The organism is Metabacillus sp. SLBN-84 (genome assembly GCF_053629595.1).
In genome coordinates, this window is sequence record NZ_JBRJIP010000001.1 from 3,022,533 (window position 1) to 3,038,155 (window position 15,623).

At 44.5% G+C, this 15,623-nt stretch carries 18 protein-coding genes; 4 read left to right on the forward strand and 14 right to left on the reverse strand.

Annotated elements, in window-relative coordinates; translation table 11 throughout:
* Positions 1–3: 3 nt before the first annotated feature.
* The 5 genes from RKD52_RS15445 to RKD52_RS15465 form a co-directional block, all read right to left on the reverse strand.
* Positions 4–720 carry a hypothetical protein gene (locus RKD52_RS15445; RefSeq protein ID WP_454100385.1) on the reverse strand — a complete coding sequence of 239 codons (717 nt, stop codon included), beginning with the start codon at positions 718–720 and terminating at the stop codon, positions 4–6.
* Positions 721–732: 12 nt separating this feature from the next.
* A complete protein-coding gene (locus RKD52_RS15450) occupies positions 733–1,581 on the reverse strand; it encodes an AraC family transcriptional regulator (protein WP_454100386.1) in 849 nt (282 codons plus the stop codon).
* Positions 1,582–1,659: 78 nt separating this feature from the next.
* Positions 1,660–2,202: an N-acetyltransferase family protein gene (locus tag RKD52_RS15455; RefSeq protein WP_454100387.1), complete on the reverse strand. Its 543-nt coding sequence runs from the start codon at positions 2,200–2,202 to the stop codon at positions 1,660–1,662.
* 28 nt (positions 2,203–2,230) lie between these two features.
* Positions 2,231–3,082 carry a hypothetical protein gene (locus tag RKD52_RS15460; protein WP_454100388.1) on the reverse strand — a complete coding sequence of 284 codons (852 nt, stop codon included), beginning with the start codon at positions 3,080–3,082 and terminating at the stop codon, positions 2,231–2,233.
* Between the two features lie 207 nt (positions 3,083–3,289).
* Positions 3,290–3,544 carry a hypothetical protein gene (locus tag RKD52_RS15465; protein WP_454100389.1) on the reverse strand — a complete coding sequence of 85 codons (255 nt, stop codon included), beginning with the start codon at positions 3,542–3,544 and terminating at the stop codon, positions 3,290–3,292.
* A gap of 416 nt (positions 3,545–3,960) precedes the next feature.
* Here RKD52_RS15465 and RKD52_RS15470 point away from each other — a divergent pair, with 416 nt between their 5' ends.
* Together RKD52_RS15470 and RKD52_RS15475 are read left to right on the forward strand one after the other, a co-directional pair.
* Positions 3,961–4,536: a TetR/AcrR family transcriptional regulator gene (locus RKD52_RS15470; protein ID WP_369732475.1), complete on the forward strand. Its 576-nt coding sequence runs from the start codon at positions 3,961–3,963 to the stop codon at positions 4,534–4,536.
* 78 nt (positions 4,537–4,614) lie between these two features.
* Positions 4,615–7,782: a bifunctional cytochrome P450/NADPH--P450 reductase gene (locus RKD52_RS15475; RefSeq protein WP_454100390.1), complete on the forward strand. Its 3,168-nt coding sequence runs from the start codon at positions 4,615–4,617 to the stop codon at positions 7,780–7,782.
* 80 nt (positions 7,783–7,862) lie between these two features.
* Here the strand turns inward: RKD52_RS15475 and RKD52_RS15480 are convergent, their stop codons facing one another.
* Genes RKD52_RS15480 through RKD52_RS15490 form a run of 3 tightly spaced genes read right to left on the reverse strand, consistent with a single transcriptional unit; the run spans position 7,863 to position 10,344 of the window.
* Positions 7,863–8,528: an HAD family hydrolase gene (locus RKD52_RS15480; RefSeq protein WP_454100391.1), complete on the reverse strand. Its 666-nt coding sequence runs from the start codon at positions 8,526–8,528 to the stop codon at positions 7,863–7,865.
* Positions 8,525–9,523 (reverse strand): HD domain-containing protein, encoded by a 999-nt coding sequence (locus RKD52_RS15485; RefSeq protein WP_454100392.1) that lies wholly within the window; start codon positions 9,521–9,523, stop codon positions 8,525–8,527. Before RKD52_RS15485 ends, RKD52_RS15480 begins: the two co-directional genes overlap by 4 nt.
* A 23-nt stretch (positions 9,524–9,546) precedes the next feature.
* Complete coding sequence (locus RKD52_RS15490; RefSeq protein WP_454100393.1) at positions 9,547–10,344, reverse strand: GNAT family N-acetyltransferase; 798 nt, start codon at positions 10,342–10,344, stop codon at positions 9,547–9,549.
* Positions 10,345–10,455: 111 nt separating this feature from the next.
* On the opposite strand from RKD52_RS15490, the gene RKD52_RS15495 reads away from it, so the two are divergent.
* Positions 10,456–10,584, forward strand: coding sequence for a hypothetical protein (locus RKD52_RS15495; RefSeq protein ID WP_087946292.1), 129 nt, complete (start codon positions 10,456–10,458; stop codon positions 10,582–10,584).
* A 236-nt stretch (positions 10,585–10,820) separates the two neighbouring features.
* Here the strand turns inward: RKD52_RS15495 and RKD52_RS15500 are convergent, their stop codons facing one another.
* A complete protein-coding gene (locus RKD52_RS15500) occupies positions 10,821–11,321 on the reverse strand; it encodes a DinB family protein (RefSeq protein WP_454100394.1) in 501 nt (166 codons plus the stop codon).
* Between the two features lie 148 nt (positions 11,322–11,469).
* Here RKD52_RS15500 and RKD52_RS15505 point away from each other — a divergent pair, with 148 nt between their 5' ends.
* Positions 11,470–12,495 (forward strand): NAD-dependent epimerase/dehydratase family protein, encoded by a 1,026-nt coding sequence (locus RKD52_RS15505; protein ID WP_454100395.1) that lies wholly within the window; start codon positions 11,470–11,472, stop codon positions 12,493–12,495.
* 40 nt (positions 12,496–12,535) lie between these two features.
* Here RKD52_RS15505 and RKD52_RS15510 read toward each other — a convergent pair whose 3' ends face one another.
* The 5 genes from RKD52_RS15510 to RKD52_RS15530 form a co-directional block, all read right to left on the reverse strand.
* Entirely contained in the window at positions 12,536–12,952 is a 417-nt protein-coding gene (locus RKD52_RS15510; protein ID WP_029565291.1) for a hypothetical protein, read from the reverse strand.
* A gap of 30 nt (positions 12,953–12,982) precedes the next feature.
* On the reverse strand, positions 12,983–13,492 hold the full coding sequence (locus tag RKD52_RS15515; RefSeq protein WP_454100396.1) for a GNAT family N-acetyltransferase: 510 nt from the start codon (positions 13,490–13,492) through the stop codon (positions 12,983–12,985).
* Positions 13,493–13,510: 18 nt separating this feature from the next.
* The gene (locus RKD52_RS15520) at positions 13,511–13,999 is read right to left on the reverse strand and encodes an NUDIX domain-containing protein (RefSeq protein ID WP_454100397.1); all 489 of its coding nucleotides are present in this window, start codon (positions 13,997–13,999) and stop codon (positions 13,511–13,513) included.
* A 443-nt stretch (positions 14,000–14,442) separates the two neighbouring features.
* On the reverse strand, positions 14,443–14,826 hold the full coding sequence (locus tag RKD52_RS15525; RefSeq protein WP_454100398.1) for a YunG family protein: 384 nt from the start codon (positions 14,824–14,826) through the stop codon (positions 14,443–14,445).
* Between the two features lie 17 nt (positions 14,827–14,843).
* On the reverse strand, positions 14,844–15,617 hold the full coding sequence (locus tag RKD52_RS15530; RefSeq protein ID WP_454100399.1) for a Cof-type HAD-IIB family hydrolase: 774 nt from the start codon (positions 15,615–15,617) through the stop codon (positions 14,844–14,846).
* Positions 15,618–15,623 lie beyond the last annotated feature (6 nt).

A 15,623-nucleotide genomic window follows, 5' to 3' on the forward strand; every position in this document is an offset into this window, starting at 1 on the left:
CCCTTATTCTGAGACTATCCCTTCCCGCTGCATCCTCCAAACCAGTTCTTCAGGATCTTCCTTTTCCAAAAATGTCAGCCGCCAGACTTTCTGGTGTGTATCGTTTGCGAATTCAACTTTATGGTTCAGCCTCCATAACAGTGACCATTCTGCCTGCAGGAGATACTGTTCATCCGTGTACTCTGACGAAAAAAGCTTCTCTCTTTTGATCACTCTTCCATTCCTTTTTGCAAGCTCCATATATACGTCGATCCCGTGCACTCCATGATGACCCATGATTCTGCAGACATATTTCCGGTTTGGACTGCTTTTTTTCATCAGGGGAAAGATATTCTGGTAGTCCAAGTCTTCGATTTTGTGGAAAATCCCATCAAAAACCGTTCCATCCCAATCTAATTCCTCTGCCGCAATCTTCACTCCTTCATGAACGATAGCTGCTGCTTCTTGTTTTTTGTCTGCATCGCTCAATTCAAAAAATCGCCCAACGTCTGTCACGACAAATACCGGAAAATAGTCAAACATGAGATGATCATATATGTCCAGCTTCTGTTTCTCCTCCATACTTTCCAGGCAAAAAATCTGAATTCCTTTATAATCTTCCGTTTTCAGCTTTGGCAGAAGACGACTGTACAGAAACGCCATGCACCGCGTCTGGGTGACAAAGGCCCAGTTCCAATCCCGGTTTGGTACATATAGCTGAATGTTTCTTATAACAGGCATAACATTCTCTCCTTATGTTTCAGCAACAATCGGAACCCATAACTCATGCCTCGGCTTATGCCCCGGACCGTAAAAACATTCAATGCATGGAAGGCTGGCAAGTTCGTAGCCTGATGTTGGTACCCATTCTGTGTATAAGCGTTTCCAGGCATCAGGAATATTCGGAAAGACCGCCCACGAGCTCGGCGGAATCGTCAGAATCTCCATTCCTTCCGGTGCTTCACCGTCATATCTGACGCCCATGAAATAGTCAAATTCATCGTCCATAATGGCTGCCTCTTTTCCGCAGACGCCAAGCAGACTTTCCAGCGTGCATTTTGGCTCCTCCCAGGCCATGTCCTTCAGCTGCTGCATAAATCCGTCCTTTTTTGCAGCACTCCATAAACCCGGTATGATTTTAAACGCACGACTCGTTTTTACCGCCTTGCTTTTCCCAGCGAGTCTTAATTCAAAGTCAAGATGTTCGATTCTGTAGTCCATTTCCGTATCCCCTTTTATTGAAAGTTGAAAAGACAGTCTTGGAAAAGCCTTTAGCTGAACCCCGTCCTCCCTTGCCTGAGAAGGACTGAAACCATGTAATTTCTTAAAAGCTTTTGTAAAGGCATCTGGAGAGCCATAACCGTATTTAACGGCAAGATCAATCACTTTGGCTTCCCCTCTCTGGAGCTCAAAAGCTTCGAGAGTCATCCTTCTGCGCCTGATATATTCCGAGAGAGAACGTCCGGCTATTGAGGAGAACATTCTCGAAAAATGATACTCGGAGCAGCATGCTTCCCTGGCCAGCAGTTTGTAATCAATCTCCTTATCAAGGTTTCCCTCGATATAATCAAGCGCTGCATTCATTCGATTCAGCCATTCCATCCAAGTTCTTCCTTTCATTTCCATCCTATAAAAAAAGGGCGTGTCGCACCCGGCAATTTCTGCCTCAAATTGTCGGAATTACGGCCAAATTCTTCCCATCACAACCGTATGATAATACTTGCCGTCTGAAAGGAATTTATCATTTCTCAAAACACCTTCTACTTCAAATCCGCATGACTCATACAGCTTAATGGCTTTTTCATTCGTTTGAAGTACCTTTAAAGTCAGTTTCTTCAATCCCGCTTCTTCAGCCCAAGCAATCGATTCTTTCAGAAGGTTTTTTCCAATACCGAGTCTCCAGTACTCCTTTAAGACACCAACACCAAACTCAGCCTGATGAGCCAGCCGCTGCAGAGAGCTTCCCTCGCATCTTGAAAAGCCGGCTATTTTGCCATTCGCTTCAGCTACCAAAAAGAGGTTGCACGTTTTTTCCGCATCGTCCATTATCAGCTGCCGGAAGCGGTGCTCATTCAGATGGGCTTCCCCCTGAACCCGGTCAAGGTTCTCAGTTTCGCCGTCAATTTTCCACCTCACTTCTGATAGTTCTTTTGCGTCTTCAGGTTCTGCAGTCCGGATTATGTATTGCACGATACGCTTCCTATGTACATTTGAATAAATCATCCTGTTCTCCTTAAAATATCTTATTTCTTTATCTGTTCCCGCTCCTGATTCCAACCGAAAACGATACTTTCTGAGAATTGTCCATCGTAGCCGTGCCTTTAATAACCTGCTCTTTTATACCATCCGGCAGTGTAAACCCATTTTGATATGTCTTGATTTGCTCCACGCCATCATCCGTAAGGTAATAGACTTCTAAAGTAAAAGACCGGTCTGTATTTAAAAAGTTCAGCTCAGCAAAGGCCAATCCATTCACCTGAAATTCTACCACTCCCACATCATCTGTAGGGAGAAGATACGGTTCCCGGTCAATGGGACACCCGCTGCTGTCATCACTGTCCCAGCATGTGCTCAGCCTGATAGGGCTTGTCTCCTCATTAACTGTCAGCTCAGCCTTTGGCTCAGGTTCGTTTTGGATCGCCTGAAATTCTGCCTTTTGAATGAGCTGAGGAATGCACATCAGAACGTAAATCAAGGCTGGAACAAGGACAACACCTGCAATCTTGGCAGGGTGGCTCACTCTCCGGTAGATTACAGCGTCCGCAGCGAAAAAGACAGAAGCCGATAGGACTGGAATTCCAATTAAGAATCCTGCTTCTCCAAACAGAGCAAACCCAATAATGGCAGCCGGAAGAATATGAATTAAAAAACTGACAGTGAGTTTAAATCTCTTACTCTTTTCCACAATAAACCCTGCCAGCAGGTGAACCGGCACACCTGCTATCAGCAGGAATGGCCCTCCGTACACGGTGCAAAATACAAAGTTTCTAGCAAACTGCATCAGCAGATTTCCTCTGGTTTCAAATCCAAGTGCGATAGGAAAAACAAGCAGTGAAATGATAATGGATAAAACAATCGCTTTTGTTCTTTTCATGTTGTTCATTGATGCCCCCCAATAATCTATAAAGCGTTTACTTATTAAATTATACGATTCTATCAAATTTTGGTAAACACAAAAACCGCCATTTGATTAAAATGACGATGTTCAACCTGTTAAGATATCCGTGTAAAAATATGAAGCCTCTACTAACACTGTAAGGCAGAGAGAGTGGATGTGCGGATTTTGTTTATTTGTGTGGTTCCTGTTTAATTAAAACACGCTGTTCCATAAAAAAAGGATCAGTCCGCAAATGAATGTTACTGCCGTGAAAGAGACTATATATGCCACTGGAGAGACCGTTCTGTCAAATTCCACTTCGGATGGAAGCTCATTCACCTGTTCCCATACTCTTTCTATATCCGGAACATATCGTTTCGTCCTGATTATGCCAATAGTCATAGTAATAATTAAAAAAAGCAAATGAACGATAATCGAACCAATCATTGCTCCGATAATGATACTCATCTGCACTCTCCCCATCATTAGAAATTCAGCCGTCAGCTGCGTGCTTCATTCTCTTTCAGGTCTGTTTCCAAAAATATAAACAGCTGCTTAGTATAACACTTATTGGCCTCTTCAATTTCTTTCTTCTTTTCTATTTTCATCATAAAAGTCATTAAAATGAGCCATTTATGCCAGAATTTTAACTATTTTTAATTTGATTGAGCATCTTTAACCATTTTGTTCCAATCCTTTCTGCTTATATATTCTCTCTATTGGCTGCTAAACCCTTTTTCAGGCGGATTTGTATGCAAATGTTTGAACAAAACCTTCACATATATTAGGCCAATCGTGTGATTGAGATTGATTTTTGCCGGGTATACACTTTAGAGGAATGAATATTCATTCCCCTATTTCATCCATGAAAGGCTGAATCAATTATGGCAACTGCAGGTACTAAACGGGACAGCATTTTGTCCGGCGCATTGGCTCTTTTTGCCGAACGCGGATTTGATGCTACTACGGTTCCGATGATAGCAGCGTCGGCAGGTGTTGGCGCCGGCACCATCTACCGCTATTTTGAAAATAAAGAGGTGCTCGGGAACAGCCTTTTTCAGGAGTATGTTGGAATCTTTACGGAGACGCTGCAGCATGAATTTCCTTATGATGAAACGGTCAGAAATCAATTTCATCATATTTTTCAATCGATGATCCGATTTACAACAAAGGAAGTACATGCGCTTTATTTCATTAAAACACACAGCAATGCTCACTTTCTTGACGATGCAAGTCATGATTGTTTTCATGGGCTGCTGGATATTCTGAAAACCTTTTTTGATTTAGGAAAAGAGAAAAAAGAAATCAAGGAGATCCCTTCCTCTGCTCTGATTGCCATCGTTTACGGAGCTTTTCTTGAACTTCAGCGGCTGGTGCGAATTGGGGAACTTGAACCGGAAACAAAGCTAATAAATGATATTGAAGAAAGTATTTGGGACGCTGTAAGGCTACATGCATGAGAAATGATTCGTTTCTCATACACCAAACGGAATGAACGTTCATTCCGTAATTCACTATTAAATAAGAGGTGCTAGTAAATGACAAACTCAGCTCAACTTCCGCAGCCAAAGACTTATGGACCTCTCGGCAGTCTGCCGGTTATAAATAAAGAAAAACCGCTTCAGTCCTATATGAAGCTTGCGAAGGAGCTTGGCCCGATCTTTCAATTTCAATTTCCGGGACGCATAAGCACATTTGTTTCAAGTGCAGCTCTGGCAGAAGAGATTTGCGACGAGACACGTTTTGACAAAAAAGTGGGCCCCGCCCTTCAAAAAGTCAGAGCATTTGGAGGAGATGGCCTGTTTACAAGCGAAACGGCCGAACCGAATTGGAAAAAAGCGCACAATATCCTGCTTCCGAGCTTCAGCCAGCAGGCGATGAAAGGCTATCATGCCAAAATGATTGACATCGCCACTCAGCTTATTCAAAAATGGGCACGTTTAAATCCGGCGGAGGAAATAGATGTTCCTGAAGATATGACTCGCTTAACCCTTGATACGATTGGTCTTTGCGGATTTAATTACCGCTTTAACAGCTTTTACCGGGAAAACGCCCACCCATTTGTTGACAGCATGGTGCGGGCACTGGACGAAGCCATGAATCAGACGCAGCGTCTCGGAATCCAGGATAAACTGATGGTTAAATCTAAAAAGCAATTCAATGAAGACATTCAGTACATGTTTTGTCTGGTTGATGACTTAATTGCGGAACGCAGACGAAACGGCGATCAGGGCGAGGATGATCTGCTATCCCATATGCTGAAAGGGACTGACCCTGAAACCGGAGAAACACTGGATGACGAAAATATCCGGTATCAGATCATTACGTTTTTAATTGCGGGTCATGAAACGACAAGCGGTCTTCTCTCATTCACCGTTTACTTTCTTATGAACCACCCGGATGTATTAAAGAAAGCGCAGCAGGAAGTAGATGAAGTGCTGGGGAGCGATATTCCGGACTACAAACAGGTGAAAAAATTAAAATATGTCCGCATGGTTCTCAATGAATCGCTGCGCCTGTGGCCCACTGCACCTGCTTTTTCCGTTTATGCAAAGCAGGATACAACCCTGAGCGGGAAATACCCTGTTAAAAAAGATGACGTCTTTACTCTTTTAGTTCCGGAACTCCACAGGGATTCTTCTGTTTGGGGGGATGATGCCGAACATTTCAGACCTGAGCGGTTCGAGGATGCGTCTTCTATTCCGTATCACGCTTTTAAACCTTTCGGAAATGGACAGCGTGCATGCATCGGGCAGCAGTTTGCGCTGCACGAGGCGACACTGGTACTCGGAATGATTCTGCAGCACTTTGATTTTATCGACCACAAGAGTTATCAGCTGGACGTCAAAGAAACTCTTACCCTTAAACCGGACGGGCTCACCATTCGAGTTGCTCCCCGTAAACCGGGGATGACTTTTACGGCGTCAGCCGTGGAAGAAGCAAAACCTGATACACAAGAAATCGAGCAGGCTGCTGTTCTCACTCATGGTACTCCCCTGCTTGTACTGTATGGATCAAACATGGGAACAGCTGAAGGAATTGCCCGCGACCTTGCTGAAACAGGACGCAAGCATGGTTTTGATGCCAAAACGGCACCGTTAAATGAATATAGCGGCGGTCTTCCTGCAGAAGGAGCCGTTCTCATTGTCTCCGCGTCTTATAACGGCAATCCTCCTGACAATGCAGATGAGTTTGTTTCCTGGCTGCACGAAACAGGGAAAGATACGCTGAACGGCGTCAGCTATGCTGTTTTCGGATGCGGGGACCACAACTGGGCGACTACGTACCAGCGCATTCCTGACTTTATAGACGAGCAGCTCCAGCAAAAAGGTGCCAGCCGTCTGTTGGAAACTGGTCATGGCGATGCAAGCGAAGATTTTGAAGGAGATTACGAAAAATGGACCGGGGCTCTCTGGCCAAACCTGGCAAAAGGGCTGGCCATTGAACTGAATCAAAATGAACAGGACAGCACTTCACTTACCCTGCAGGTCGTCAGTAATGTCAGCGATACCCCGCTCGCCCGCACCCATCATGCTTTTACAGCGGAAGTGAGCAAAAACCGCGAACTCCAGCATCTGGAAAGCGGAAGAAACACTAGACACATCGAGCTGCGCCTGCCAGAGGGGATCACCTATAAAGAGGGAGACCATCTAGGTGTCCTCCCTGTCAATCCGGATGCTCTTGTTGAACGTGTGCTCAGCCGATTCAGCCTGAACGGTGAAGATTATGTGAAACTGACAGGCAACCTTGGAAAAGCCGTTCACCTGCCTGCCGGAATACCTGTAAAACTGAGGGAGCTGATTTCTCATTATGCAGAGTTCCAGGAGCCGGCCACACGTTCGCAAATCCGTGCTCTCGCTGCCCATACAGTATGTCCTCCCCATGTTATTGAGCTTGAAAAACTGCTTGAGGACGAGATGTACAAGACGGAAATTCTCGCCAAACGCATCACCATGCTTGAACTGGCGGAAAAGTACCTTGCATGTGAAATTCCGTTTGAAAAATTCCTTCTGCTCCTCCCGGCACTGAAGGCAAGATACTACTCCATTTCAAGCTCTCCCCTTCACAAAAAGGGAGAAGCAAGCATCACGGTCAGTGTCGTCAGAGGCGATGCACGGAGCGGAAATGGAGAATTCAAGGGAATCGCATCAAACTATTTAGCAGCACGCTCAGAAGGAGATAAAATTGCCTGCTTTATCTCAACACCTAAATCAAATTTCCAGCTTCCTGAACAAACGGGCACCCCGATCGTTATGATAGGACCCGGCACGGGAATCGCACCGTTCAGAGGCTTTATCCAGGCCCGCCGCAGTCTCAAAGAAAGCGGCGAAACACTTGGATCGGCTCACCTTTTCTTCGGATGCCGCACCCCTGAACATGATTTCTTATATCAAGAAGAACTGGAAAAAGCAGAACAAGACGGTCTTGTCACCCTGCACACTGCCTTTTCAAGAAATTCCGGCAGTGAGAAAGTATACGTGCAGCACAGACTGGCGGAAAACGCAGACGTCATCCTTCCTCTGCTGAAAGATGGTGGACGTTTATACATTTGCGGAGATGGAAGCAAAATGGCACCGGATGTGGAACAAACATTAATCGAGTGCTACATGTATTTTTATCAAACGACGGAAGAAGAAGCTTCCTCATGGCTTGAATCAATGGAAAAAGACGGCCGCTATGCAAAGGATGTATGGGCGGGAGCTTAATGAAAAATGAAAGCAGCGAACCTTTAACGGTTTGCTGCTTTTTTTTATTACATGAATAGATAAAGATTATTTACTCCTTTTCATAACTGTACAGTATCCCTCAAAAGAAGCCTATTAAGCCCCTCTACAGATGAAACCAAAACGCTTGGGCACGCTTCCTCAAGCTCCTCCCTGGATCCATATCCGTACGTCACACCAATCGAGCCAATGCCGGTGTTAACAGCACCGATGATGTCATGTTTTCTGTCCCCGATCATCACCATTTCTTCCTTCTGCACTCCGGGAAAGTGATTCATGACAGAATGGATGATTTCAGTTTTTGAGGCTCCTGTACCGTCAAGGCTGCTGCCGGCAACAAGATCAAAGAATTGGTCAATCTGAAAAAACCTCAGAATTTCTTCAGCAAATACACTCGGCTTAGAGGTGGCAACAGCTAACTTGTACCCAACTTGTTCCAGCCCGCTCAAAAGTTCATGAATGCCGTCATATACCTTATTTTCAAACATGCCTTTTTCTATGAAGCGCTCCCTGTAGTAAAAAACCGCTCTTTCAACTTCCTGTTCTGAAAAAGAATAATGCTCAGCAAATGAAACCTGCAGAGGCGGGCCCACAAATCCCTCCAGCTTTTTTAAATTCGTCTCATCGATTCCCATCTTTAATAGGGAGTATTGAACTGATTTAGTTATACCTTCCCCAGGATCAGAAAGAGTGCCGTCAAGGTCGAATAAAAGTAGCGTTGGTTTCATGTCGCATGTCTCTCCTTTTTATCGGATAAGATTTTTACATACACTCCGCTTAATGCTTTCTTTAACGCTTCAGAGGTCATCGTCTTCACTTTTCCAGATAATACGGAAGCTCTTTTGATATCTGCGCCATCATATGTCAAGGGATCAATGATCCGGACTTTGTTTTTCTGGTGCAGATCGTATTCCAGTTCATTTTCCATAACTCTTACATGAGCGTGCAGTTTTGAAATGAGCTCTTTTACTTCTCTGTCATTTACAGCCCTTAGTTGTGACATCAGTTCTTCATCATCTTCCAGAAAATCATCACGAGTTATGACTCCATTTGACATTGCCGCTTTCAATGCTTTTGACAAAATGTCATTGGCGTATATATTCAAAGGATCCATAAAAAAATCGATGACCTCCTGATAGTAGGTTTTCACAAACCATTCAGCTGACTGAATATCCTTCACAGCTATTTTCCCGTCTGCAATCGTCACTTTTTTTAAAAACCAGTTGATTTCATCAGAAGAAATCACACCATACTCAAACATATCTCTTAACGTATAATCCATTCGATCTGCACAGAGATCCGGTGCCGGCTGCTCGAGCAGCTGCCACTGGGAGTCATCCAGCAGGATGTCTCTGTAATCGAACCGATACTTTTCAAGAATAGAAGGTATCTCCGAGCTTTCTACTACTGAGCGGAAAATGATCTCATGGTAGTCCTCATCCCTGTTTTCAAACACATAGTCCGCTACATGCGAAAACGCAGTGTGGGAAACATCATGCAGCAATCCTGCTATTTGTTCCTCAAGAGTGCCTCCGAGCATGCGGATTAAAAGCATAACGCCGACAGAATGATCATAGCGGGTAACATTCCATTTTTCATTAACAAGGTATCCGGCCCCGCCCTGATGAATTCCCTTCAGCCGCTGAAGAGGTCCGCTCATAATCAGTTCTTCTAAAACACCATCTATTATTACTTCACCGTAAATACTGTCTTTAATCAGCAACACAAAACCTCCTTGCTTCTTCCTTATAAAGGATCCCAAAGCGCCTTTGTATAAGCAATTTTCATCCCGGCACGTTCCATATTCCGCTGGCTGCCGCTTCCAAATGAAGACTGTCCGGCTATGATGGAGCAGCCATGCTGTTTCGCTTCATCTATTCTTGCAGCAAGCAGCGCACGGTGCACTCCGCGTTTGCGGTACTCCGGCAGGACAGCTGAAGCAGCCATAGTACCAATGCCGTTTTTCATAAAAAGCACACCGATTCCGGCAGCTTTGCCTTCGATACCTGCCAGATAAAACCGCCAGTCCTCATGACCATGAAGAACCAGATTGTTCTGTGCAACTGGCTGCTTTAAAAAATCAGGCATGCCGAAGCCTCTTGTGTAAATCTCCCCAAACAGATCAAACTCGCTGGCTTCAAGAGGGCACACATTGATATCCGAAATCGGTCTGCTTGGAAGAGTCTTCGCTTCCCCATACAGCACTGTATGAAAACCGCTTTGAAAAAAGCCTCTGGCTGAAAGGCTTCTGAATAGCTCCGGGGAAGATTGAGCAGGAGTCACTTCAAACCTTGCAGGAATTTCCCGCTCTTCATAAAAACGCAGAATGTCATCCAGCGTTTCGACCGAAGCACCTCTCACCGTGTTATAGGCTGGTCCGGGAATATTTTTCACAGAAAAAGCTGCAGTGCCTTCAACCTTTTCTATAACAACATCCATTGGATTGCCTTCCATATTCCGTATAGCTGTAAGTCTCGATTCCAGTGCCTCAATTTCCGACTCTTCAAGAAGTACGGCCAATTCTTTCGTTACTACAGATGACATATGTACACCTCTTCCGGTTACTCAGTGACAAATTCAACAATAAACCTGCATATTTTCTTGACCTTAAGAAACAGTAAATACAGATCGATTTTTTAAAAAAAGGAGCCTCTTATGAAAAAAGAAAACAAAAATAACCAACCGCAATCACAAGAAGAAATGGAAACGGTAAAAGACATTACCCGCGTTGAAAATGGACAGCCCGTCCCGCAGCCGAAGGATTATGACGAAATCGAGTATTAATGCCAAAAGCGGAAGCGCCTTGGTCAGATCCGATAGGCAGATAAGAATCCGTCAAGAAAGTCCGTTATTGACTTTTTTGACGGATTTGTTCTGACAGAGGATCTAGGGGCTGGAGCTGGATGAGGACAACTTTACTATGGTATCCGCAGCCTATTATTCTTCATAATTTCGTTAGCCATGAAAAAGGACTGCTGAATCAGTCCTTTTTGCGTTGAAAGAAAATTTCAATCCAATAATTAAAGTCCAATTTTCTGCTCAATTTCTTTTTTCTGCCTCAGATGATGGCGAAGATGCATGTCAACAAGAGCATACCATTCCTCAGCATTCAGGCAGCCAAATCCGCCATGCCGCTGTTTGCAGGCAGGGTTCGTTTCCGTTACTTTCTTTTCCTGCTGCTCCATTCTTTTCTCCACTTCAAGAAGTCCCTGTAAAAGCTCCTGTTTTGTGCGGTTATTGCTCGGTGTGTTTCCCGGCAGATCAGGCAGCTTTATTTTAATGGGAGGAAATTCTCCCCGCTCAAACAGCCTCTTGCCTTCATCAGTCTTTTTCAAAGCAGGATCTGCACTAACTGACTCACACCCCTCTGCATTCTCTAAATACTCAAGCGAAACCTCAATAAGATGCTGATGCATCTGTCCAAGTGACCAGCTTCCGTCAGACGGAATTTCACTTATTTTTTGGTCAGGATACTGTTGAAGATCCGCAATAAATCCTTTTAACAATGTAACATCACGCATCCGCTGCACCTCCCTCTTCTATTGGAGACTAACGTTTTATACTTTCTTTTAAAAACAAAAAATTCCTTTATTTGTTTTCCCCGTATCTTTTTAAAAGGGGTAACCGTTAATAACAGAGAATGGTATGAACATGACGGGAGGGATGAAAATGAACATTTTGATTTTAGGCGGGACACGTTTTCTCGGAAGAGCTTTTACAGAAGAGGCTTTAAACAGGGGTTATAGTGTTACCTTGTTTAACCGCGGCACAAACAAAGACCTTTTTCCAGCGCTTGAGCAGCTGAGCGGAGACAGAAACAGTGATATGACAGCACTTGGGAACCGAAAATGGGATGCTGTCATTGACACGTCCGGCTTTGCTCCGCATCATATCAGAAAAACGGCAGAGTTCCTTGGAGAAATCGGTCATTACACCTTCATTTCAAGCATTTCTGTTTACAGGGACTGGATTCCCACCGGTATTCAGGAAGACTATCCGCTGCAGACGATTTCGGATGAAAGACTTGCGGAAAGTGAGAATGGAACGCTTTCCCCATATGAACATTATGGTGCGCTGAAGGCACTGAGTGAAGAAGAGGCTGAAAAGCACTGGCCGGGACGGGTGCTGAATGTTAGAGCAGGCCAGCTTGTCGGCCCGTTCGATTACACAGACAGGCTTCCCTATTGGGTTCAGAGGGTATCACAAGAAGGGCAGGTCATTGTGCCAGGTCGTCCAGACCGTCCCGTACAGATGATTGATGTGAGAGATCTTGTTGTGTGGGTCTTCAAAATGATTCTTCAAGGAAGGGGAGGCACCTACAACGCAACTGGCCAAAAAGAGACAATGGAAGACATCCTCCAAACCTGCAAATCTGTCTCATCCAGCACAACGGACTTCGTATGGGCAGACGAAGCCTTCCTGCTTGAAAACAACATAAAACCATGGACAGACATGCCTTTATGGATCCCAGAACACTTTCCCCTTGAAGGAGAAAAGGAACCTTGGAAAGGAACGTTTGAAATCAGTATAGAAAAAGCCGTTGGAGCCGGTCTCACGTTCAGATCACTCACTGAGACCATCCGCGATGTTTATGACTGGGAAAAGAACCGGGAATCATCCGATCGAAAAGCAGGAATTTCCCAGGAGAAAGAAAAGGAACTGCTGCAAAAATGGTCAAAGAAACTAAAGCTCTGAAAACAGAAACGGCCATCCCAAAAGGGATGGCCGTTTCTCCTTATTTAACAAGCAAACTGTCAAGCTCCCGCATCTTATCATATGATTCGATCAAACGCTCAGGCACCAGGCTTCTGCCGTACTCCCAGGCATTTCTCTCAATTTGGGACAAGAGCTCCTGCTTTTCCTCATCCCCGCCGTAAACGAGCGTCCGGATATCATGCTTGTTTTTCTGATAATCAAGGTAGTACCCGACAGTATGGTAAAGAATCAGTCTGACAAAGTCTTCGTCTGTTTCTCTGACCCTTATCTTTCCTCTGTACCCGTTTATCTGCAGATAATTAAATTTAAGCGTCCTGGTTGAAATGTTGTAGCTCATAGGGGCAGGCAGCTGATTGTCAAATTCATAATCGATATAAATCTTTAATTCTTTTAACTCTGATTCAATAATTTTTTCAATCGTCCATATGTAGAGCATAGGAGCACTCCCTTCCATCCATATCGCCTATTATAACAAAGGGGGCTTTTTATGTACTTCCTTTTGATATTTGCTGTGCCCTTTTGTTACTCCGATCAGCTCAAACCCATTCTCTTTGTAAAAAGCATTTAGTTTTTCATTATCGGCTACACAATCAAGCCTGATCAAGTCAGCTCTGACAGCCTCCGGAATCCATGACAGGATGACATTTCCGATTCCCTGTTTCATATAGGCGGGATCAACTGCAAGCTTGTGAAGGTATACCGCGTTTTCCTCCTGGTGTCCCCATATCTCCTGATCCCATTCATTTTGAGAGGGATACAGAGTAAAAGTTGCGGCAAGTTTGTCATTTTGCTGAACAACATAGGTTTCTTTGTTTTTTATACATCTGACAATCTCTTCATCTTCTCCGCCGTCCAATAGATAGCTCCATTGGTTAATTTCCTGTTCTTTTATCCATAGAGCTGTTTTTCTTAGCAATTTTATAATGTGACTGCTCTCATCTGGTTCAGCCAATCGAATGTGCAAATCTGTTCTCACGCTGTATGTACTCCTTTTTCATGTCATGATCGCAGAATCATAGTCCTCCAGTGACTGCTCCTCAATCAATTCGATGTTTCTCTTGTTTTCCAAATAGGATCTGATATGCCCGCAAAGGTTTGGATACAGCACCACCTTATCAAGATCAGCAAGCTTTACCCACCTGACACCCGTCTGATTTGGATCAGGGTTTGCTGGCATCGACGGAACAGAACCTTTCTGCAGCCTGCATTCAAACATGAGTGCTATGGAATGAGTTTCCCCGTACTTACTAGCATTCAGATGCGGGGCATACTCATAAACAAAAGCGAGCGGCCCGACCTCTGCATCAGCAGACGTCTCCTCTTTTACTTCCCGTCGCGCGGCATCCTTTACCGTCTCACCGGGATCCACCCCGCCGGCAGGCAAATTGTAATGCAGCCCGTTTTCATCGTGAAACTCAACAAGCAGAACGGCATCATCTTCAATGATTAAACCGCCTGCCCTTACTCTCATGTGGTAGGTCATGGTTTTTCGCCTTTCTTGTTTTTGTCGGGAGTTCATTACCCAATAATTTCGTTTTATAGGGTACGATTAGTGGGTTTGCTTACCCTATAATTTCGTTTCTCGGTTTTATAGGGTACGATTCCGCCTTTTGCTTACCCTATAATTTCGTTTTTCCGTTTTATAGGGTACGATTCCGCCTTTTGCTTACCCTATAATTTCGTTTCTCGATTTTATAGGGTACAATTCCGGCCTTTGCTTACCCTATAATTTCGTTTTTCCGTTTTATAGGGTACGATTCCGGCCTTTGCTTACCCTATAAACTCGTTTCTCCGTATTATAGGGTACGATTCCGCCTTTTGCTTACCCTATAAATTCGTTACTCGGTTTTATAGGGTACGATTCAAGCCTTTGCTTACCCTATAAACTCGTTTCTCCGTATTATAGGGTACGATTCCGCCTTTTGCTTACCCTATAAATTCGTTACTCGGTTTTATAGGGTAAGATTCCATCCGCTGTAATTCTTCAACTACCTTCTTCTTCAAATCATCATACTGCAGCTGATTCGTATCCGCTAACGCTTCTTCTCTGCTTGAAGGAATGTCATCGTACTGCACGTCACCCTCAAATTGAGAGGCTGTGAAATCCACCCTGACAGAGTCAATCTCGTTATAGAAATGCCATCCCTCTACTGCATTGGTTTTCTCGATCTCCCCGCCTAAAAGATCATGAACCACGAGAGCTGTTACTCCGCATTGCCCTTTTGCCGGATTTTCTGGAGTCCATTTGGAGCTTGAATTTAAAGACCAAGAGTTTAATAGCGCACGGTGTAAAAACTGTAAAGACATCATTGGATACTCCTTTCTATCTAAATGATCCCGTATTTCTTCAGTGCAAAAACGACGCCATCGTCCCCGGATTTCTTTGTAACAAAATCCGCCGCTTTCTTTACTCCTGAGCTGCCGTTTGCCATTGCAATCCCAAGGCCAGCAAGTTCAATCATATCGATGTCATTGTCACCGTCACCGAAGGCAGCGGCATCAGCCGGCTCGCACCGGAAGTATTCCAGCGTCTTTAAAATAGCAAGAGATTTTGAGACATCCTTATCCAGGACATTCAGCACATAAGGATGCCATCTTCTAAAAGTCAGATGTGGAAAAGCTTCTCTATAAAGATCCGCTTCTGTTTCCCCCGCAAATAAACACAGCAAAAACACCTCTTCAAGGGAAGGGGCAGAGTGAACGCCGGGATATTCAGTAAGCGAAAGCGTTTCCTTCAATGCGCGCAAAATGGACGCGTTTTGTATGCCATTCATCCTGAAGTCTTCTGTATAAAAGGATAAAGCATGCTTCTTTTTTTCTGCAAATGCCGCTACTTCCTTCACAATCGTTTTGTCCAGAGGGACCTTATGGATGATCTCATCTTTATGCTTTACGTACCCGCCATTTGCGGTGATAAAAGTTTCAATCCCCATTTCCGTAAGTTCACCGCACATCGACAGGGGTCTGCCAGTGGCTGCGACTACTGTAATTCCCTTCTCAAGCAGCATTCTTACAGCTGCTTTGGTCGGTTCAGAAATAGTCCCGTTCTCGTGATGCGTAATCGTTCCATCGATGTCAAAAAACACGATCTTGTAAGTCATGCCAGT

Excerpts from the sequence above, each read along its gene's own strand:
- RKD52_RS15530 (WP_454100399.1), bottom strand. The coding sequence starts at position 15,617 with ATGACTTACAAGATCGTGTTTTTTGACATCGATGGAACGATTACGCAT.
- RKD52_RS15470 (WP_369732475.1), top strand. The coding sequence starts at position 3,961 with ATGGCAACTGCAGGTACTAAACGGGACAGCATTTTGTCCGGCGCATTG.
- RKD52_RS15465 (WP_454100389.1), bottom strand. The coding sequence starts at position 3,544 with ATGAGTATCATTATCGGAGCAATGATTGGTTCGATTATCGTTCATTTG.
- RKD52_RS15490 (WP_454100393.1), bottom strand. The coding sequence starts at position 10,344 with ATGTCATCTGTAGTAACGAAAGAATTGGCCGTACTTCTTGAAGAGTCG.
- RKD52_RS15505 (WP_454100395.1), top strand. The coding sequence starts at position 11,470 with ATGAACATTTTGATTTTAGGCGGGACACGTTTTCTCGGAAGAGCTTTT.
- RKD52_RS15480 (WP_454100391.1), bottom strand. The coding sequence starts at position 8,528 with ATGAAACCAACGCTACTTTTATTCGACCTTGACGGCACTCTTTCTGAT.
- RKD52_RS15460 (WP_454100388.1), bottom strand. The coding sequence starts at position 3,082 with ATGAACAACATGAAAAGAACAAAAGCGATTGTTTTATCCATTATCATT.
- RKD52_RS15495 (WP_087946292.1), top strand. The coding sequence starts at position 10,456 with ATGAAAAAAGAAAACAAAAATAACCAACCGCAATCACAAGAAGAAATG.
- RKD52_RS15475 (WP_454100390.1), top strand. The coding sequence starts at position 4,615 with ATGACAAACTCAGCTCAACTTCCGCAGCCAAAGACTTATGGACCTCTC.
- RKD52_RS15455 (WP_454100387.1), bottom strand. The coding sequence starts at position 2,202 with ATGATTTATTCAAATGTACATAGGAAGCGTATCGTGCAATACATAATC.
- RKD52_RS15445 (WP_454100385.1), bottom strand. The coding sequence starts at position 720 with ATGCCTGTTATAAGAAACATTCAGCTATATGTACCAAACCGGGATTGG.
- RKD52_RS15525 (WP_454100398.1), bottom strand. The coding sequence starts at position 14,826 with ATGATGTCTTTACAGTTTTTACACCGTGCGCTATTAAACTCTTGGTCT.
- RKD52_RS15510 (WP_029565291.1), bottom strand. The coding sequence starts at position 12,952 with ATGCTCTACATATGGACGATTGAAAAAATTATTGAATCAGAGTTAAAA.
- RKD52_RS15500 (WP_454100394.1), bottom strand. The coding sequence starts at position 11,321 with ATGCGTGATGTTACATTGTTAAAAGGATTTATTGCGGATCTTCAACAG.
- RKD52_RS15450 (WP_454100386.1), bottom strand. The coding sequence starts at position 1,581 with ATGGAATGGCTGAATCGAATGAATGCAGCGCTTGATTATATCGAGGGA.
- RKD52_RS15520 (WP_454100397.1), bottom strand. The coding sequence starts at position 13,999 with ATGACCTACCACATGAGAGTAAGGGCAGGCGGTTTAATCATTGAAGAT.